Genomic DNA, 20,499 nt, shown 5'->3' with positions numbered 1-20,499 from the left:
ATGAAGAACGGAGCGTGCGAACGCTCCGTTTTTGTTTCTGACTGTTTTGTTCTTTCAATTAACATCGCGCCCATGACTGCCATTAAATCCCAAGCCTACATCGGGCGCTTCGCTCCCACCCCCAGTGGACACCTGCACTTCGGCTCGCTGGTCGCGGCATTGGCCTCGTACCTTGACGCCCGTTCGGTCGGCGGCCGCTGGCTGCTGCGCATGGAAGACCTCGACCCACCTCGGGAAGAGCCCGGCGCCCAGGCAGCGATCCTCAGGGCTCTGGAAAGTTACGGCTTCGAATGGGATGGCGAAATGGTCCGTCAAAGCGACCGTCACGACGCCTACGCGCAGGTGTTGAATCAACTGTTCAACCATGGCCTGGCCTACGCCTGCACCTGCTCGCGCAAACAACTGGCGCCTTATCACGGGATTTATCCAGGGCTGTGTCGCAATGCCGGCCACGCCAGCAAAAACGCGGCGATCCGCTTGCGCGTCCCTGAATTGGAATATCACTTCATCGACCGGGTGCAAGGCGAGTACCGCCAACACCTGGGCCGTGAGGTTGGAGATTTCGTGATTCGCCGTCGCGACGGGCTCTACGCCTATCAACTGGCAGTGGTGCTCGATGATGCCTGGCAAGGCATTACCGATATCGTTCGTGGTGCCGACCTGCTCGACTCCACCCCGCGCCAGTTGTACCTGCAAGAACTGCTCGACCTGCCACAACCGCGCTACCTGCATTTGCCGCTGATTACCCAGCCGGACGGCAACAAGCTCGGCAAGTCCTACCGCTCGCCGCCGTTGTCCGAAGACCAGGCAACACCGTTGTTGCTGCGTGCCCTGCGCGCACTGGGGCAAAACCCCGGCCACGAACTCGACGACGCCAGCCCCGGGGAAGTACTGAACTGGGGCATCAGGCACTGGGATGCGACGTTGATCCCGCGCACACTGACACTGCCCGAAGCGCAATTACGCTGACTAAGCTTGCAGGTTGGCGCCCATCCGTTACCATCGCCGCACGTTTTCGGGCACACACACAATAAAGAGAGGCCGGGATGTACATCTATCGCTTGGTCCTGCTCCTGGTAGTGGGGATCTATCTGTTCTCCCCCGCCATCATGGACTGGTGGATCGACGCCACTGGCGCCTGGTATCGCCCGTATCTGCTGTGGCTGATTCTGATCGTCGTGACCTTCATCCTGCAGAGCCAAAAAGATGCCGATGAGCTTTAGCCTGACCCAGATGATCCTGATCAGCGCCGCTTACCTTGCGGTGCTGTTCGGCGTCGCCTGGATCAGTGAGCGCGGAATGATCCCGCGGGCGATCATTCGCCACCCGCTGACCTACACCTTGTCATTGGGTGTCTACGCCAGTGCGTGGGCGTTTTATGGCACGGTCGGTTTGGCGTATCAGTACGGCTACGGCTTTCTGTCCAGCTATCTAGGTGTCTCCGGGGCGTTTCTGCTGGCGCCGGTGTTGCTGTACCCGATCCTGAAGATCACTCGCACGTATCAGCTTTCCTCGCTGGCCGACCTGTTTGCGTTTCGCTTCCGCAGCACCTGGGCCGGCGCGCTGACCACGATCTTCATGCTGATCGGCGTGTTGCCGTTGCTGGCGCTGCAGATTCAAGCGGTGGCCGACTCGATTGGCATCCTCACCCATGAGCCGGTGCAGCATCGGGTCGCCCTGAGTTTTTGTGCGCTGATCACCCTGTTCACGATTTTCTTCGGTTCGCGGCATATCGCGACCCGGGAGAAACACGAAGGCCTGGTGTTCGCGATTGCCTTTGAATCGGTGATCAAGCTGATCGCCATTGGCGGCGTCGGCCTCTATGCCTTGTACGGCGTGTTCGACGGCCCACAACAGCTGGAAGTCTGGTTGCTGCAAAACCAGACCGCCCTCGCCGCCCTGCACACGCCGCTGCAAGAAGGTCCATGGCGCACGCTGCTGCTGGTGTTCTTCGCCTCGGCGATCGTGATGCCGCACATGTACCACATGACCTTCACCGAAAACCTCAACCCGCGCTCGCTGGTCAGTGCGAGCTGGGGCTTGCCGCTGTTCCTGCTGCTGATGAGCCTGGCCGTGCCGCTGATTCTCTGGGCAGGCCTGAAACTCGGCGCCACCACCAACCCGGAATACTTCACCCTCGGCATTGGCATCGCCGCCAACAGCAAGGCCCTGGCACTGCTGGCCTACGTCGGCGGATTGTCAGCCGCCAGCGGCCTGATCATCGTCACCACCCTGGCGCTGTCCGGGATGGCCTTGAACCATCTGGTGCTGCCACTCTATCAGCCACCCGCCGAAGGCAACATCTACCGCTGGCTGAAATGGACCCGCCGCGCCCTGATCGTCGCGATCATCATGGCCGGTTATGGTTTCTACCTGCTGTTGGGCGCCGAGCAGGACCTGGCCAACCTGGGCATCGTCGCGTTCGTTGCCACTTTGCAGTTTTTGCCCGGTGTACTGTCCGTCCTGTATTGGCCGACCGCCAACCGTCGCGGCTTCATTGCCGGTTTGCTGGCGGGGATTCTGGTCTGGCTAGTGACCATGCTGTTGCCGCTGGTAGGCAATCTGCAGGGCTTCTATATTCCGTTGCTGAACATGATCTACGTGCTCGACGACACCAGTTGGCACATGGCAGCGATCGCGTCCTTGGCGGCCAACGTGCTGATGTTCACGCTGATCTCGTTGTTCACCAACGCCAGCACCGAAGAGGCCAGCGCCGCCGAAGCCTGCGCGGTGGACAATGTGCGTCGCCCGCAACGCCGCGAGCTGCACGCCGCCTCACCCCAGGAATTCGCCACCCAACTGGCCAAACCGCTGGGCGCCAAAGCCGCGCAAAAGGAAGTCGAACAGGCACTGCGCGACCTTTATCTGCCGTTCGATGAACGTCGCCCGTACGCCTTGCGGCGCTTGCGTGACCGAATCGAAGCTAACCTCTCCGGCCTGATGGGCCCGAGCGTGGCACAGGACATGGTCGAAACCTTCCTGCCATACAAGGCCGGCGGCGAAAACTACGTCACCGAAGACATTCACTTCATCGAAAGCCGCCTCGAGGACTATCACTCGCGCCTCACCGGCCTTGCCGCCGAACTCGATGCCCTGCGCCGTTATCACCGCCAGACCTTGCAAGAACTGCCGATGGGCGTTTGTTCGCTGGCCAAGGATCAGGAAATCCTCATGTGGAACAAAGCCATGGAGGAGCTGACCGGGATCGCCGCACAGCGTGTGGTCGGTTCGCGACTGGCCACCCTGGGCGAGCCGTGGAAAGAACTGCTGCAAGGCTTCATCAACCTGCCGGACGAGCACTTGCACAAACAGCATTTGGCGCTGGATGGCCAGACACGCTGGCTGAACCTGCACAAAGCAGCGATCGACGAACCGCTCGCGCCCGGTAACAGCGGCCTGGTCTTGCTGGTCGAAGACCTGACTGAAACCCAGATGCTCGAAGACAAACTGGTGCACTCCGAGCGCCTGGCGAGCATCGGTCGGCTGGCAGCCGGCGTGGCCCATGAGATTGGCAACCCGATCACCGGTATCGCCTGTCTGGCGCAGAACCTGCGCGAAGAGCGCGAAGAAGACAGCGAGCTGAAGGAAATCAGCGGGCAAATCCTCGAACAGACCAAGCGCGTGTCACGCATCGTTCAGTCGCTGATGAGCTTCGCCCACGCCGGCAGCCACCAGCATAATGACGAACCGGTCTGCCTGGCCGAAGTCGCCCAGGACGCCATTGGTCTGCTGGCGCTTAACCGCCGCAACTTCGAAGTGCAATTCTTTAACCTGTGCGATCCCGAGCATTGGGTCGATGGCGACCCGCAGCGGCTCGCCCAGGTGCTGATCAACCTGCTGTCCAACGCCCGCGACGCATCGCCCGCCGGCAGCGCGGTACGGGTAAAAAGTGAAGCCAACGAACACACGATCGATCTGATCGTGGAAGACGAGGGCAGCGGTATCCCGTCGAACATCATGGACCGACTGTTCGAACCTTTCTTCACCACCAAGGATCCTGGCGAAGGCACCGGTCTGGGCCTTGCACTGGTCTATTCCATCGTTGAAGAGCATTATGGACAAATCACCATCGACAGCCCGGCTGACACTCAAAGCCAACGCGGCACCCGTATCCGGGTGACCTTACCGCGTCATGTCGAAGCGACGTCCGCTGTGAACTGAGACCGTCGAGAGAATCGAATCAATGCCGCACATTTTGATCGTCGAAGACGAAACAATTATCCGCTCCGCCTTGCGCCGCCTGCTGGAACGTAACCAGTACCAGGTCAGCGAAGCCGGTTCAGTGCAGGAAGCACAAGAACGCTTCAGCATTCCCACGTTCGACCTGATTGTCAGTGACCTGCGCCTGCCGGGCGCACCGGGCACCGAACTGATCAAGCTGGGCCAGGGCAAGCCGGTGCTGATCATGACCAGCTACGCCAGCCTGCGCTCGGCGGTCGACTCGATGAAGATGGGCGCGGTGGACTACATCGCCAAGCCTTTCGACCACGACGAAATGCTCCAGGCCGTGGCGCGGATCCTGCGCGACCGGCAATCGGCGCAAGGCTCCGTGGGTGAGCCTGCTGCGTTCGGCAAAGCAACCAACGGCTCGGCGAAGTCCGCCGTCGATAACAGCAATGGCGAAATCGGCATCATCGGCTCCTGCCCACCGATGCAGGACCTGTACGGCAAAATCCGTAAAGTCGCCCCAACCGATTCCAATGTGCTGATTCAGGGCGAATCCGGCACCGGTAAAGAACTGGTGGCCCGCGCCCTGCACAACCTGTCCAAGCGTGCCAAGGCACCGATGATTTCGGTGAACTGCGCAGCCATTCCGGAAAGCCTGATCGAGTCCGAACTGTTCGGCCACGAGAAAGGCGCGTTTACCGGTGCCAGCGCCGGTCGCGCCGGTCTGGTTGAAGCCGCCGACGGCGGCACCCTGTTCCTCGATGAAATCGGCGAACTGCCACTTGAAGCCCAGGCGCGTTTGCTGCGCGTGTTGCAGGAAGGTGAAATCCGCCGCGTGGGCTCGGTGCAATCGCAGAAGGTCGACGTACGCCTGATCGCCGCAACCCACCGTGACCTGAAGAGCCTGGCCAAGATCGGCCAGTTCCGTGAGGACTTGTATTACCGTCTCCACGTCATTGCCCTGAAGCTGCCGGCTCTGCGTGAGCGTGGCGCGGACGTCAACGAAATCGCCAATGCTTTCCTCGCCCGCCAGAGTGCGCGCGTGAATCGCACTGACCTGAAATTCGCTCCTGACGCCGATCAGGCGATTCGCCATTACTCCTGGCCGGGTAACGTGCGCGAACTGGAAAACGCCGTCGAGCGCGCCGTCATCCTCTGTGAGAGCCCGGAAATCTCTGCCGAGCTGCTGGGCATCGACATCGAGCTCAGTGACCTGGAAGAAGACGAGTTCATCGGCCTGGCACCGCAACAGGGCAGCGCCGGTAACACCAGCCACGAGCCCACCGAAGACCTGTCACTGGAAGACTACTTCCAGCACTTCGTCCTCGAACACCAGGATCACATGACCGAAACCGAACTGGCTCGCAAACTCGGAGTCAGTCGCAAATGCCTGTGGGAACGCCGTCAGCGCCTGGGCATACCGCGGCGCAAGACCGGTGTGGCCAGCGAGAGCTGAACGTCACCTGTCGAGTGTGCGAGTCACACATGAAAGTGTGAAAAAACTGTTACCGCAGCTTTATCTCGTAACAAAAGCCGGGGCTTACGGTAACGAAGCCCCGGCTTTTTTTGGCTCAAAAAAAAGCAATCAAGACACCTAACCCCTTGTTTTGCTGGGGTTAGCAAAAGTTGGCACGGCGCCTGCTATATGTTTGGTACAAGAACAATAACAAGCAATGTACAAGACAATAAAAATAAGACGTATCGACTCACGCACAATAAAAACAAGACGGCGAGAGGCGTAGCTAACTGATTCTTTTGGAGAGGCGTTGTATTTGGGGCTTGCCCCGCAACCAGGCCGAGAACAACAAAAACTGCCCTAAGGCAGAGCCTGAACTGGTTGGATCACACAGATCATTGCAACACAGCGACCAAAGCAATCCGTTTGCTCTTGACTCCCGATTGGGAGGGCCATGAAGAAAAACTTCATGGCAAGGGCGTTACACAAAAACAAGAAGCCCGAAACCAAAAATAAAAATAGAGCACGCAACTACTTCTTGGGGAGCTTCGGCTCCCCTTGTGGTTTCTGGCGTATGGCCCTTGTAGCAGCTGTCGAGCTATGCGAGGCAGCGTTCGGCGGCGAAGCCGTCGTAAATGCATACACCTCTCACTGCCTGACAGACCGCAATCTCAGATTCTACGACGGCTTCGCCGCCGAACGCTGCCTCGCAGGCTCGACAGCTGCTACGGAGATCCGCGCAGCTTCCTACACCATCCCCCGACTAAATGCTAGAATCCCCGCCCATCATGCGGTCATTCTTCGTTTTGGCCGAACATTCCTTCAAACAGTGCATCCCATGCTGAAGAAGCTGTTCCAGTCATTCCGTTCTCCCTTGCGTCGTACGCAACACATTCGCAGCACGCCTGAAGTGCTCAACAGCGGCCAACACTCGCTGCAACGGGCTCAGTTCAGCCGCTATGCGGTGAACATCGTCGAACGCCTGCAGAACGCCGGCTACCAGGCTTACCTGGTCGGTGGCTGTGTGCGCGACATGCTGCTCAACATTACCCCCAAGGATTTCGACGTCGCCACCAGCGCCACGCCGGAACAGGTTCGCGCCGAGTTTCGCAATGCGCGGATCATCGGTCGCCGCTTCAAACTGGTGCACATCCATTTTGGCCGCGAAATCATTGAGGTCGCGACCTTCCGCGCCAATCACCCGCAAAACGACGAAGAGGAAGACAGCAACCAGTCCTCGCGTAACGAAAGCGGGCGCATTCTGCGCGACAACGTTTACGGCACCTTGGAAGAAGACGCGCAACGCCGCGATTTCACCATCAACGCCCTGTATTACGATCCGGTCAGCGAGCGCATTCTCGACTACGCCAACGGCGTACACGATATCCGCAATCACCTGATCCGACTGATCGGCGACCCGACTCAGCGTTACCAGGAAGACCCGGTGCGGATGCTGCGTGCGGTGCGTTTCGCCGCCAAGCTGGACTTCGGCATCGAGAAGCACTCGGCCGCACCAATCCGCGGCCTAGCGCCAATGCTGCGCGAGATCCCGTCGGCACGGCTGTTCGAAGAAGTGTTGAAGCTGTTCCTTTCGGGCCATGCCGCAGACACCTTCGAGATGCTGGTCGACCTGCAATTGTTCGATCCACTGTTCCCGGCCAGCTCCGAAGCACTGGAACACAACCCGACCTACACCCACACCTTGATCAGCGAAGCGCTGATCAACACCGACCTGCGGATCAAGCAGAACAAACCGGTGACGCCCGCGTTCCTGTTCGCCGCCCTGCTCTGGCCAGCCTTGCCGGCCCGCGTCCTGCGTTTGCAGGACCGTGGCATGCCGCCGATTCCGGCCATGCAGGAAGCAGCTCACGAACTGATCAGCGAGCAGTGCCAGCGCATCGCGATTCCAAAACGTTTCACCATGCCGATCCGCGAGATCTGGGACATGCAGGAACGCCTGCCACGGCGCAGCGGCAAACGTGCCGACCTGCTGCTGGACAACCCGCGATTCCGTGCCGGTTACGACTTCCTGCTCTTGCGTGAGAGCGCTGGCGAACAGACCAACGGTCTGGGCGAATGGTGGACTGACTATCAGGACGCCAACGAAAGCGAACGCCGTGACATGATCCGCGACCTCAGCGGCAAGGACGACGGTGCCAGTGGTGCGCCGCGTAAACGCCGCCGCAGCGGTGGTGCCAAGCGCAAACGCGCTGCTGGCGCACCGAGTACGTCGGGCGAGTAAGTCTATGGAACGCATCTACGTTGGCATGGGCAGCAACCTCGCGGCCCCGGTGGAACAACTGCGCAGCGCCGTTGAAGCACTCGCGCAGTTACCCCGGACAGCGCTGGTGGGAGTTTCGACCTTCTATCAAAGCGACTCCTTGCTGCCGGGTCAGCCGCGTTACACCAACGCGGTCACCGCGCTCGACAGCACGCTTGCGCCACTTGAACTGCTCGATGCGCTGCAAGCCATCGAAATCGACCAGGGCCGCGAGCGCCATGAGCGCTGGGGCCCGCGCACACTGGATCTGGATATCCTGCTGTTCGGCAATCGACTGATCGACGAGTCCCGCCTCAAAGTCCCCCACTACCACCTGCAGGCCCGAGCTTTTGTGCTCTACCCGCTGGCCGAACTGGCGCCAGCGGACCTGCAACTGGCGGACGGCCGTCACCTGCACGAGCTGCTCGCCGCTTGTCCGTTTGTCGGGTTGGAACGCCTCCCCCAGACCTGACATAAATCACCTGTGGGAGCGAGCCTGCTCGCGATGGCGGCTGAACGCTCAACGAAAATGTTGGCTGATAGTCCGCTATCGCGAGCAGGCTCGCTCCCACATTGGTCGGTGTTGCTCCTGCAGAACCTGCTGAATCGCATCAGTAACGCCGGTAACACCAACGGCGTAACATTGCGGTAACACACCCAATTGACTTCCCGAGTTCTCCTCACGACTATAGGCGTCCCGCTGCCGCCAACCCGGCACTACAGGGCGCAATCCAGGCTTTTCAAGCACAACACAAGACCGTGCGCCTGAGTAAATGAAGAATCACGCGCGTTACTCGCAGTAGTTTTCCAAGCGCCTGAATGAGGATCCCTTACATGCCCGCTATTACCTTGACCACCCTGCAGAGCCTCAAGCAAAAGGGTGAAAAAATCACCATGCTGACCTGCTACGACGCCACCTTCGCCCACGCCTGCAATGAGGCGGGCGTTGAAGTGTTGCTGGTGGGCGACTCCCTTGGCATGGTGTTGCAAGGACACGACAGCACCCTGCCGGTGACCACCGCGGAAATGGCTTACCACGTCGCGGCGGTCAAGCGTGGCAACACCGACGCCTTGATCCTCGCTGACCTGCCGTTCATGGCCTATGCCACCCTCGAACAAACGATGACCAACAGTGCCCTGTTGATGCAGGCCGGTGCACACATGGTCAAGGTCGAAGGCGCGCTGTGGCTGGCCGATTCGATTCGTCTGCTGGCCGAACGCGGTATCCCGGTGTGCGCGCACATGGGGCTGACGCCGCAGTCGGTGAACATTCTGGGTGGCTATAAAGTCCAGGGCCGCAATGAAAACCAGGCCCGGCAGATGCGTGCCGACGCGATTGCCCTGGAACAGGCCGGCGCGGCGATGCTGCTGCTCGAGTGTGTACCGAGCGAGTTGGCCCACGAAATCACTCAAGCGGTGAAGATTCCGGTGATCGGCATTGGCGCAGGCAATGCCACCGACGGTCAGGTGCTGGTCCTGCACGACATGCTCGGCCTGTCGCTCACCGGCCGCTCGCCGAAGTTCGTGAAGAACTTCATGGCCGGCAAGGACAGCATTCACGCCGCCCTGAGCGCTTACGTCAGCGAAGTCAAAGCGGTGACCTTCCCTGGCGCTGAACACGGATTCTCTGCATGAACACTGTCAAAACCGTACGCGAACTGCGTGCCGCCGTAGCCCGCGCCCGCAGCGAAGGCAAACGTATCGGCTTCGTGCCGACCATGGGCAATCTGCACAGTGGCCACGTAGCGCTGGTCACCAAGGCTGCCCAACGGGTGGACTTTGTGGTCGCGAGCATTTTCGTCAACCCGCTGCAATTCGGCGCCGGCGAAGACCTCGACAAGTACCCGCGGACCCTGGCCGCCGACCAGGAGAAACTGCTGCAAGCCGGCTGCCATCTGCTGTTCGCGCCAACAGTCGAGGAAATGTATCCGGACGGCATGGCCGGCCAGACCCGCGTCAGCGTTCCGCAGCTCTCTGAAGGCCTGTGTGGCGCCAGCCGCCCTGGGCATTTCGAAGGTGTGGCGACGGTGGTCAGCAAGCTGTTCAACATGGTCCAGCCGGACCTGGCGATCTTCGGCCAGAAAGACTTCCAGCAACTGGCGGTGATTCGCGCGCTGGTGCATGACCTGAACATGCCGATCCAGATCATTGGCGAACCCACGGTAAGGGCCGCCGACGGCCTGGCGCTGTCCTCGCGCAATGGTTTCCTCAGCGAAGAACAGCGGGCCATCGCGCCGGTGGTGTATCGCACGCTGAGCGAAATCGCCGAGACAATCAAACAGGGAGAACGCGATTACCCGACGCTCCTGGCCCGACAGATCGAGCAACTCACGGCGGCCGGTTTGCGTCCTGATTACCTGGAAATACGCCACGCGCTGACCCTGCGTCCAGCGACCGCGGATGACCGTGACCTGGTGATCCTGGTAGCCGCTTTCCTGGGCACGACCCGGTTGATCGACAACCTGCACCTGAACCTCGACGCGCTAGCCTGAACACCGCAGGACAAATGTGGGAGCGAGCCTGCTCGCGATAGCGATCCAACACTCGACAGATATGTTGACTGTCAGTACGCCATCCCGAGCAAGCTCGCTCCCACAGTGGATCTGCGTTGTTTTTTGTAGTTTGCAGTCGGTTTTTCACGTTGTATTGCCGGCCTCAAAGGCTTCGGGCAAACTGCCGCGGTTCGGATCAGCCCAAGGAAACATACATGCACGCCATCATGCTCAAGGCCAAGCTGCATCGCGCCGAAGTTACCCACGCAGTGCTCGACTATGAAGGCTCTTGCGCCATCGACGGCGAATGGCTGGACTTGTCCGGAATCCGTGAGTACGAACAGATCCAGATCTATAACGTCGACAACGGCGAACGCTTCACCACCTACGCCATCCGCGGCGAAGAAGGCTCGCGCATGATCTCGGTCAATGGCGCTGCCGCACACAAGGCCAAGGTCGGTGATCGGGTGATCATCTGCGCTTACGCTCATTACAGCGAAGCCGAACTGCTCAATTTCAAACCGCGCATGCTCTACATGGCGCCCGGCAACGAGCTGAGCCACACCAGCAATGCCATCCCGGTTCAGGTCGCCTGAACCCACCCCGTACTCTGTGCACTGAAAACCCGCCTGCCTGGCTCACCGACGCGCCGGTACAAAAAAGTACCGGCCACAGGTCAGACAAAGCCAAGACAGATCACACCGCGAGGTTTACTGTAATCGCCCTGCGCTATTTTATCGTTTACTCGCAGTTCGACCGGAAAGTGTCTGTCATCGAACAGGACATTCCGGGCTTTTCAGTGTCCTAAAGGCAGTTCAAGTAAAAGGAAACCCGCAGCGATGGCGTACTACCGCACTCCTCAAGACGTTACCGCTCTGCCAGCCTGGCAGGCGCTGAATGATCACCGCCAAGCCATGCAGGATTTCAGCATGCGCGAAGCGTTCAATGCCGACCCGCAGCGTTTCACCCAATTCACCCTGAGCAGCTGCGGGCTGTTTCTGGATTACTCGAAAAACCTGATCAACACCGAAACCCGTAATCTGCTGGTGGGCCTGGCGAACGAAGTCGGCTTGCAGGACGCAATCAAGGCGTTGTTCAGCGGCGAAATCGTCAACGCCTCCGAAGGCCGCCCTGCGCTGCATACCGCCCTGCGCCGCCCGGTGGGCGACAAGCTGTCGGTCAATGGCGTCAACGTGATGCCCGACGTGCACAAGGTACTGAACCAGATCACCGAGCTGGTCGGACGCATTCACGACGGCCTGTGGCGTGGCTACACCGAGAAGCCGATCACTGACGTGGTGAACATCGGTATCGGTGGTTCGTTCCTCGGCCCTGAGCTGGTGTCCGAAGCGCTGTTGTCCTACGCCCAGAAAGGCGTGCGCTGCCATTACCTGGCGAACATCGACGGCAGTGAATTCCACGAACTGTCGGCGAAGATTCGGGCCGAGACCACGCTGTTCATCGTGTCGTCGAAGTCCTTCAACACCCTCGAAACCCTGAAGAACGCCCAGGCCGCACGCGCCTGGTACCTGGCTCAGGGTGGCTCCGAAGCCGAGCTGTATCGCCACTTCATCGCCGTTTCGAGCAACAACGCCGCGGCCGTGGCCTTCGGTATTCGCGAAGAGAACATCTTCCCGATGTGGGACTGGGTGGGCGGGCGTTACTCGCTGTGGTCGGCCATCGGTTTGCCGATTGCCCTGGCCATCGGCATGTCCAACTTCAAGGAACTGCTGTCCGGTGCCTATACCATGGACCAGCACTTCCAGAGCGCGCCATTCGAACAGAACATGCCGGTGCTGCTGGCACTGCTGGGCGTCTGGTACGGCAACTTCTGGGGTGCGCAGAGCCATGCGATCCTGCCGTACGACCACTACCTGCGCAACATCACCAAGCACCTGCAGCAATTGGATATGGAATCCAACGGCAAGAGCGTGCGCCAGGACGGCACGCCGGTTTCCACCGATACCGGCCCGGTCATCTGGGGCGGCGTCGGCTGCAACGGTCAACACGCCTATCACCAGTTGCTGCACCAAGGCACCCAGCTGATTCCGGCGGACTTCATTGTGCCGATCGTCAGCTTCAACCCGGTTGCCGACCACCACCAGTGGCTGTACGCCAACTGCCTGTCGCAAAGCCAGGCACTGATGCTCGGCAAGACCCACGCCGAGGCAGAAGCCGAGCTGCGTGAAAAAGGCATGAGCGAGGACCAGGTGCAAAAACTCGCGCCACACAAGGTGATCCCGGGCAACCGCCCGAGCAACACCCTGGTGGTCGAGCGCATCAGCCCGCGTCGACTCGGCGCGCTGGTCGCGATGTACGAACACAAGGTGTTCGTGCAGAGCGTGATCTGGGGCATCAATGCCTTCGACCAATGGGGCGTGGAGCTGGGCAAGGAACTGGGCAAAGGCGTCTACAGCCGCCTGGTCGGCAGCGAAGAAACCCCGGCAGAAGACGCGTCGACCCAGGGTCTGATCAACTACTTCCGCGGTCGTCACCGCGGTTGATCTGACAGTCCTCACTGTTCCCCAGTGGGAGCGAGCCTGCTCGCGATTGCGGTTTGTCGTTCAACATTGATGTTGACTGACCCGACGCTATCGCGAGCAGGCTTGCTCCCACAGTCGTTTAGCGTATGACTTGAACCCGTTGGTCACTCGGCGCATCTTTATCACTTGTGCAATACAAGAATAAGGAACCGTCATGTTCGATATCAGCACGTTCCCCAACGCCGATGCCGTCCGCCGGGCTGCGCAACTGAGTCAGGACGATTACCAGCGCCTGTACCGCCAATCCATCGAGCAACCCGACGTCTTCTGGGCCGAACAGGCCAAGCGCTTCCTCGACTGGTCCACCCCTTGGCAAAGCGTTCAACAAACGGACATCAACACCGGCGCGGCGCACTGGTTTGCCGGTGCTCAGCTCAACGTCAGCTATAACTGCATTGATCGCCACCTCGCCCAGCGCAGCGAGCAGACCGCGATCATCTGGGAAGGCGACGACCCGGCCGAATCGCTGCACATCACCTACCAGAAACTTCATCACTCCGTCTGCCGCCTGGCCAACGTGCTGAAAAGCCGTGGCGTAAAAAAAGGCGACCGGGTGTGCATCTACATGCCGATGATCCCTGAAGCCGCCTACGCGATGCTCGCCTGTTCGCGCATCGGCGCCGTGCACTCGGTGGTCTTTGGCGGGTTTTCCCCTGATTCCCTGCGTGACCGGATCCTCGACGCCGACTGCCGCACCGTGATTACTGCCGATGAAGGCATCCGTGGCGGTAAATATGTTCCGCTCAAACAGAACGTCGACAAAGCCCTGATCAATTGCCCGGCCGTCAGCACCGTCGTGGTGGTCGAGCACACGCAGGGCGATGTCAATTGGGTCGAGGGCCGCGACCTCTGGTATCACCAGGCCCTGCGCGACGTCAGCGACGACTGCCCGCCAGAACCGATGGGCGCCGAAGACCCGCTGTTCATCCTTTATACCTCCGGCAGCACCGGCAAACCCAAGGGCGTGCTGCACACCACCGGCGGCTACCTGCTGCAAGCAGCGATGACCTTCAAGTACGTGTTCGACTACCGCGACGGCGAAGTGTTCTGGTGCACCGCCGATGTCGGCTGGGTCACCGGCCACAGCTACATCGTCTACGGCCCGCTGGCCAACGGCGCGACCACACTGATCTTCGAAGGCGTGCCGAGCTACCCGAACAGCTCGCGCTTCTGGCACGTTATCGACAAGCACAAGGTGAACATTTTCTACACCGCGCCGACCGCCCTGCGGGCCTTGATGCGTGAAGGCCCGGCCCCCTTGAAGGACAGCTCACGCAGCAGTCTGCGACTATTGGGCAGTGTCGGCGAGCCGATCAACCCGGAAGCCTGGGACTGGTATTTCAACGCGGTCGGCGAGCAGCGCTGCCCGATTGTCGACACCTGGTGGCAGACCGAAACCGGCGGCATCATGCTCAGCCCGCTGGTCAGTGCGCATTGGATCAAGCCCGGCTGCGCGACCCGCCCCATGTTCGGCGTACAACCGGTGTTGCTCGACGAGCAAGGCAAGGAAATCAGTGGTGCCGGCAGCGGTGTGCTCGCCATCAGATCAAGCTGGCCGGCGCAGATCCGCAGCGTCTACGGTGACCCGCAACGCATGGTCGACACCTATTTCAAACCCTATCCCGGCTACTACTTCACCGGCGATGGCGCGCGGCGCGATGAGGATGGTGATTACTGGATCACCGGGCGCATCGATGATGTGATCAACGTCTCTGGACACCGCATAGGCACCGCCGAAGTCGAAAGTGCGCTGGTGCTGCATGACAGCATCGCCGAGGCGGCGGTGGTCGGTTACCCCCACGACCTCAAGGGCCAGGGCATCTACGCCTTTGTGACGCCAATGAACGGCATCGAGCCTGATGACGAGTTGAAGAAAGAACTGCTGACCCACGTCAGCAAGGAAATCGGCAGTTTCGCCAAACCCGATCTGATTCAATGGGCACCGGCCTTGCCGAAAACCCGTTCGGGCAAGATCATGCGGCGCATCCTGCGCAAGATCGCCTGCAACGAACTCGACAGCCTCGGTGACACCTCGACCCTGGCCGACCCCAGCGTAGTCGCCGGGCTGATCGACAAGCGCCTGAACCAATGAGCCAATGATTGAGTCACCCAGGCGCGGCCACTGGCCGCGCACCTTTTAATGCTGTTGCCACCGAGTTGCCATGGAATTCATTCGTAGCCGCATCGAAACCCAGATCATGAGCTTGTCCGGCCTTTCGCTGGGCACGCTCGACCTGGAAAACCCCAAGGGCGATCCCGGCCTTTTCGGCCCCGACTCGGTGAGCTGGCAAGTGCATGGCGACTTCAGCAGCATGCTCATCGGCGGCATCAGCGCCTTGATGCTGCAAGCCCTGCACCCGTTGGCACTGGCCGGGGTCTGGGACCACTCGAACTTTCGTGAAGACATGCTCGGTCGACTGCGCCGCACCGGGCAGTTCATCTCCGCCACCACCTTCGGCTCGCGTCAGGACGCCGACAGGCTGATCGAAAAAGTGCGCACCATTCATCTGCAAGTGGTCGGCACCGCGCCCGATGGCCGCCCCTACGCCGCCAGCGATCCGGACCTGCTGACCTGGGTGCATGTGGCCGAAGTCAGCAACTTCCTCGCGGCCCATTTGCGCTACCGCAACCCGAACCTTTCGCTTGCCGATCAAGACCGTTACTACGACGAGATCGCCTTGGTCGCCGAGCGACTGGGCGCTCGTGATGTTCCGCGCTCACGGCGGGAAGTCGCCGAGTACCTTGAGCGAATTCGCCCACAACTGCTCTGCGATGAACGCAGCCGCGAAGTGCTGCGGTTGCTGCTGAACGCTCCGTCCCCCAGCCTCCTGGCCAAACCCTTCGGCGGGCTGATGATGCAAGCGGGCATCGACCTGCTGCCCGACTGGGCCAGTGACATGCTTGGCGTCAGCCAGAATCCGTTGCAACGCAAACTGATTCGCGCCAGCGTCAATCGCAGTGCGCCGATGCTGCGCTGGGCGGTGCGCAATGGTTCGATACAGCGCGCCAAACGTCGTATGGGCCTGCTGACTTGAAAAAAGCTTCAAAGCATCGCGAGCAGGCTCGCTCCCACATTGGTTTTGTGTTGTACATAAAATGTACAACCAACAAAAATCTTCTGTGGGAGCGAGCCTGCTCGCGATAGCAGCACCTCGGTTTAGCCCCAAGCTGTTAAACTCTCGCGCCAAATTCCCCAGCAAGGCGCGTCCATGTCTTCCTTGAATCAGGCGCTGCGCGCCGCTCTCGATCATCGCCAAGACTTGCTCGCCGAGCTGCACTCGCAAGGCACCGACTGCTATCGGCTGTTCCATGGCAGCCAGGAAGGCGCCGGCGGCCTGACCATCGACCGTTACGGCCCGCAACTGCTGGTCCAAAGCTTTCACCAGTCGCTGGAACGCGAGGACTTGCTCGCGTTGCACGCGACCATCAACCAGCACCTCAACCTGAACACCCTGCTGGTCTACAACGACCGCTCGCGCGGTAACTCGCGCATTGACCGCGAAGATACGGTTTACCGTGCCGACGAAGCCGCGCTTGCCGACCTGGTCGGCCACGAATGGGGCCTGAACTACCGGGTCCGTGGTCGCCACGCCGGGCAAGACCCTCTGCTGTTTCTCGACCTGCGCAACGCCCGCGGCTGGGTCAAGGACCACAGCGTCGGCAAAAGCGTGCTGAACCTGTTTGCCTACACCTGCGGCGTCGGTCTTTGCGCTGCGGCCGGTGGGGCACGCGAGGTGTGCAATCTGGATTTCGCCGAGGGCAACCTGGCCGTTGGCCGTGAGAACGGCCTGCTCAACCCGCAGTTGTCGACCATGCAGTTCGTACAGTCCGATTACTTCCCGGCCATCCGCCAACTTGCCGGCCTGCCGATCAGTCAGCGCCGCGGGCAGAAGCTGCCCAGTTACCCGCGCCTGGAACAGCGTCAATATGACCTGGTCCTGCTCGATCCGCCGGCCTGGGCCAAGAGCGCATTTGGCACCGTCGATCTGCTGCGCGACTATCAGAGCCTGCTCAAGCCGGCACTGTTGACCACCGCCAATGATGGCGTACTGATCTGCTGCAACAACCTGGCAAAAGTCAGCATGGACGACTGGCGTGAGCAGGTGCTGCGCTGTGCAGAAAAGGCCGGACGTCCGGTGCGCGACTGGAAAGTGCTGGCACCCGGCAGTGACTTTCCATCAATGGATCAGCAACCACCGCTGAAAACGCTGATCCTGCAACTCTGACTTCTCGCGAAAAAACCAGACAATTGCTGTCCAAGGTGGTTGCTTCGGAACCAGAATCGCGTGCCATACTCCAAGCCACTCCCGATTCAGATAGATGAAGCCGCACATGCCCAAAGGATTGATTCGCGCCATCGGCGCCTTGTTGATTGCTGTCGCCCTTTACAGCTTGTTGGGGTTTCTGATTTTGCCGGGCATCGCCTTGCGGGTCGCCAATCAACAATTGGCCAACTACGCGACGGTGCCGGCGCACATTCAACGGATCGAACTCAACCCCTTCAGTCTTGAACTGACCGTGTGGGGTCTGAATATCGGTGAGCCGGGCAAAGAACAGGTCGCCTTCGAGCGTCTGTACGCCAACCTGCAAATCGATAGCCTCTGGACCCGCGCACTGCACCTGGCCGACGTGCAGCTGGACAAGCCGAAAACCGAGATTCTGTTCAACAAGGACGGCAGCCTGAACCTCACGCAACTGTTCAAGTTGCCGGCCAGTGAACCGACGCCCGCCGACCCGAACGCCAAACCGTTCCCGATGCGCATCGACCGTATCAATCTGGCCGGTGGTTATGTGCACTTCCAGGATCTGCGTCCCAGCGAGCCGATCGAATTCCTGTACGACACACTCGACTTCGAACTGAACAACCTCAGTACCCTGCCCGACGACAACGCCGCCATGACCCTGGTCGCTGTCGGCCCAGCGGGAGGCCGGATCGACTGGACCGGGCACATCAGCCTGGTGCCCATCAGCTCCGAAGGCACACTGAAAGTCACCGACGGCAAGATGAAATCCTGGTGGCCCTACGTGCGTGATGCGTTGCCACTGGTGCTCGAAGACGGAACCCTGAACCTGAGCACCGATTACAAGCTCAACCTGGACAAGGGAACCGAACTGCTGCTGAACAACACTTCGGTGAGCATCGCACCGTTCGCCATCAAGGCCCCGGATGGCCGGCCGCTGGTGCGCCTCGAACGTCTGGACGTCAGCGAGACCACAGTCGATCTGGCCAAGCAACAAGTGATCGTCGGCAAGATCCGCAGCCAGAAACTCGAAACCTGGGCCGCTCGCGAAGCCGACGGCCAACTCGACTGGCAGAAACTCTTCGCCAGCCAACCGGCCAAACCCACTGCGAAACCCGAGTCAACCAAAGCCCCGGCGGCTGCAGACTCGCCGCAACCAAAACCCGACCCAGCAGCGCCGAGCAAACCCTGGCAAGTGCTGCTCAAGGATGTCGAGCTGCGCAACTATCAAGTGCACCTGGCCGACCGTCAGGCCCAACCTGCGGTGGCACTGGAACTCGGCCCGCTGAACGTCGATGTGAAGAACTTCGATAGCCTCAATGGCTCGCCGTTCTCCCTCAAAGTCGATACTGGCCTGGGCAAGCAAGGCAAGATTCTCGCGGAAGGCGAGGTCAACCTCGCGCCGATCAGCGCCAGACTCAAGGTCCAGACCAAGGACATCGACCTGCGTGTCGCCCAGTCCTACATCAACCCGTTCATTCGCCTGGAACTGCGTTCCGGGATGCTCGGCAGCGATCTGGCAGTCGACCTGAAAAGCACCGAGCCACTGGCGTTCAACGTCACAGGCCGAGCTCAGGTCGATCAACTGCACACCCTGGACACCCTGAAAACCCGCGACTTCCTCAAGTGGCAGCAAGTGGTTGTCGAAGGCCTGAACTACCAGCACGGCGACAGCCTGTCGATCGACAAGATCAACCTGCAACAGCCGTATGTGCGTTTCATGATCAACGATGACCGCACCACCAACATCAATGACCTGCTGATCCCGCAATCCGCCGACAGCGGTGCCAAAACCGCTGCCGCAAAACCTGCAGCGAGCAAAGACAAGCCACTGGGCATCCATATCGGCGCGATTGCCATCAACGACGGTTCGGCGAACTTCGCCGACTTCAGCCTGACACCGAACTTCGCCACCGCCATTCAACAACTCAACGGCCAGATCGGCACCATCGACAGCCGCCAGGTCAAACCCGCCGCTGTCGACATCAAAGGCAAGGTCGACCGCTACGCCCCGGTGACCATCAAGGGCAGCGTCACCCCATTCGACCCGATGGCGGCGCTGGATATCGCCACCAGTTTCAAACGGGTTGAACTGACCACCCTGACCCCCTACTCCGGTAAGTTTGCCGGCTACCGGATTCGCAAGGGCCGGCTCAATCTCGACCTGCACTACCAGATCATCAAAGGCCAGTTGAAAGCCGAAAACAAAGTGGTCGTGGAACAACTGCAACTGGGCGAAAAAGTCGACAGCCCGGACGCCGTGAGCTTGCCGTTGAAACTGGCGATCGCGCTGCTCAAGGACTCCGATGGCAAGATCTCCATCGAGCTGCCGGTTACCGGTGACCTGAACAATCCACAATTCAGCGTGATGCCGATCATCTGGCAAACCCTGCGCAACCTGATCGTGCGCGCGGCCGAGGCGCCCTTCAAGTTCATTGGCGGGCTCATCAACGGCGGCGGGTCCGAGGACCTGGGCAGCGTCTCGTTCGCCCCCGGTTCCAGCGAGCTGAACAAGAACGCCGAGTCGGCGCTCGACACCCTGGCCAAAGCGCTCAAGGAGCGTCCGGCCCTGCGCCTGGAAATCGAAGGCACCGCCGCCCAAAGCAGCGATGGCCCGCTGATTGCCGAGCAGCGACTGGAACGTGAATACCAGTACAACTACTACAAAATGCTCCAGCGTCGCGGCGACAAAGTCCCTGCACAAGCCTCCTTGCTGGAAGTCCCGGACAGCGAAAAGGGCCCGTTGCTCGAAGCCATCTACCGCACGCGCCTGAAAACCCAGCCACCGGCCGAATGGGCACAACTGGGCAAAGCAGAACGCACTGCCAAACTGCACGAAGGCGTGATCAAATTCTGGGCTTCAGACGATGTGCTCTTGCGCGAACTGGGACAACACCGTGCCAGCAGCATCAAGGACTACCTGGTCGATAAAGCCCAACTGGCCGATGATCGGGTGTACTTCATCGACGCAAACCTGGGCCAGGCCGAAAGCGATGGCCGGGTCGTCACGCCCATGCACCTGGACGCCGAGTGAATATGAACGGCCGCTTTCTTGTCAGCCTGACACTGGCGCTTGCCGCCAGCCAGGCGTCGGCGGCCGATACCTTGCGCTGCGGGAGTCAGTTGATCAGCGTCGGCGATCGTTCCAGCGAAGTGCTGCAAAAATGTGGCGAGCCGGTTGCGCGTGATGCATTGGGCTACAAACGCAGCGCCAATCGCCGGGAAGAGTTCCCGGTAGAAGAATGGACCTACGGCCCGAACAGCGGCATGTACCAATACTTGCGCTTTGAAGGCAACCGCTTGGTGCAGATCACCAGCAAACGCGGTAGTTAAAGTTACG

15 protein-coding genes are annotated in these 20,499 nt (G+C 60.4%); all 15 read left to right on the top strand.

The window, feature by feature from the left end; all coding sequences use genetic code 11:
- Window positions 1–72: 72 nt before the first annotated feature.
- On the top strand, window positions 73–969 hold the full coding sequence (gluQRS, locus tag NTD87_RS16120) for a tRNA glutamyl-Q(34) synthetase GluQRS (protein ID WP_262115009.1): 897 nt from the start codon (window positions 73–75) through the stop codon (window positions 967–969).
- A gap of 77 nt (window positions 970–1,046) precedes the next feature.
- Window positions 1,047–1,223 (top strand): hypothetical protein, encoded by a 177-nt coding sequence (locus NTD87_RS16115; protein ID WP_003176118.1) that lies wholly within the window; start codon window positions 1,047–1,049, stop codon window positions 1,221–1,223.
- Window positions 1,207–4,161, top strand: a complete 2,955-nt coding sequence (locus NTD87_RS16110) for a sensor histidine kinase (protein WP_262115007.1) — start codon at window positions 1,207–1,209, stop codon at window positions 4,159–4,161. Before NTD87_RS16115 ends, NTD87_RS16110 begins: the two co-directional genes overlap by 17 nt.
- A gap of 22 nt (window positions 4,162–4,183) precedes the next feature.
- Entirely contained in the window at window positions 4,184–5,623 is a 1,440-nt protein-coding gene (locus NTD87_RS16105) for a sigma-54-dependent transcriptional regulator (RefSeq protein WP_262115006.1), read from the top strand.
- Window positions 5,624–6,461: 838 nt separating this feature from the next.
- Window positions 6,462–7,865, top strand: a complete 1,404-nt coding sequence (locus NTD87_RS16100) for a polynucleotide adenylyltransferase PcnB (RefSeq protein WP_262115005.1) — start codon at window positions 6,462–6,464, stop codon at window positions 7,863–7,865.
- Window positions 7,866–7,869: 4 nt separating this feature from the next.
- The gene (gene folK, locus NTD87_RS16095) at window positions 7,870–8,355 is read left to right on the top strand and encodes a 2-amino-4-hydroxy-6-hydroxymethyldihydropteridine diphosphokinase (protein ID WP_262115003.1); all 486 of its coding nucleotides are present in this window, start codon (window positions 7,870–7,872) and stop codon (window positions 8,353–8,355) included.
- 362 nt (window positions 8,356–8,717) lie between these two features.
- Complete coding sequence (panB, locus tag NTD87_RS16090; RefSeq protein ID WP_262115002.1) at window positions 8,718–9,518, top strand: 3-methyl-2-oxobutanoate hydroxymethyltransferase; 801 nt, start codon at window positions 8,718–8,720, stop codon at window positions 9,516–9,518.
- A complete protein-coding gene (gene panC, locus NTD87_RS16085; protein ID WP_262115001.1) occupies window positions 9,515–10,375 on the top strand; it encodes a pantoate--beta-alanine ligase in 861 nt (286 codons plus the stop codon). The genes panB and panC overlap by 4 nt, the downstream gene beginning before the upstream one ends.
- A 215-nt stretch (window positions 10,376–10,590) precedes the next feature.
- Entirely contained in the window at window positions 10,591–10,971 is a 381-nt protein-coding gene (gene panD, locus NTD87_RS16080) for an aspartate 1-decarboxylase (protein ID WP_003228271.1), read from the top strand.
- Window positions 10,972–11,214: 243 nt separating this feature from the next.
- On the top strand, window positions 11,215–12,879 hold the full coding sequence (gene pgi, locus NTD87_RS16075; RefSeq protein WP_262115000.1) for a glucose-6-phosphate isomerase: 1,665 nt from the start codon (window positions 11,215–11,217) through the stop codon (window positions 12,877–12,879).
- Between the two features lie 193 nt (window positions 12,880–13,072).
- Window positions 13,073–15,010 carry an acetate--CoA ligase gene (acs, locus tag NTD87_RS16070; protein WP_262114998.1) on the top strand — a complete coding sequence of 646 codons (1,938 nt, stop codon included), beginning with the start codon at window positions 13,073–13,075 and terminating at the stop codon, window positions 15,008–15,010.
- Between the two features lie 70 nt (window positions 15,011–15,080).
- Entirely contained in the window at window positions 15,081–15,953 is an 873-nt protein-coding gene (locus NTD87_RS16065) for an oxygenase MpaB family protein (RefSeq protein WP_262114997.1), read from the top strand.
- 174 nt (window positions 15,954–16,127) lie between these two features.
- A complete protein-coding gene (locus tag NTD87_RS16060; protein ID WP_262114996.1) occupies window positions 16,128–17,144 on the top strand; it encodes a class I SAM-dependent rRNA methyltransferase in 1,017 nt (338 codons plus the stop codon).
- A 94-nt stretch (window positions 17,145–17,238) separates the two neighbouring features.
- On the top strand, window positions 17,239–20,193 hold the full coding sequence (locus NTD87_RS16055; RefSeq protein ID WP_262114995.1) for a DUF748 domain-containing protein: 2,955 nt from the start codon (window positions 17,239–17,241) through the stop codon (window positions 20,191–20,193).
- 2 nt (window positions 20,194–20,195) lie between these two features.
- Window positions 20,196–20,492, top strand: a complete 297-nt coding sequence (locus tag NTD87_RS16050; RefSeq protein WP_262115030.1) for a DUF2845 domain-containing protein — start codon at window positions 20,196–20,198, stop codon at window positions 20,490–20,492.
- The last annotated feature ends 7 nt before the right edge of the window (window positions 20,493–20,499 follow it).

The sequence above is a fragment of the Pseudomonas sp. 6D_7.1_Bac1 genome, assembly GCF_025465945.1.
Classification (GTDB): Bacteria; Pseudomonadota; Gammaproteobacteria; order Pseudomonadales; family Pseudomonadaceae; genus Aquipseudomonas.
This window is presented reverse-complemented; position numbering and strand designations above follow the sequence as displayed.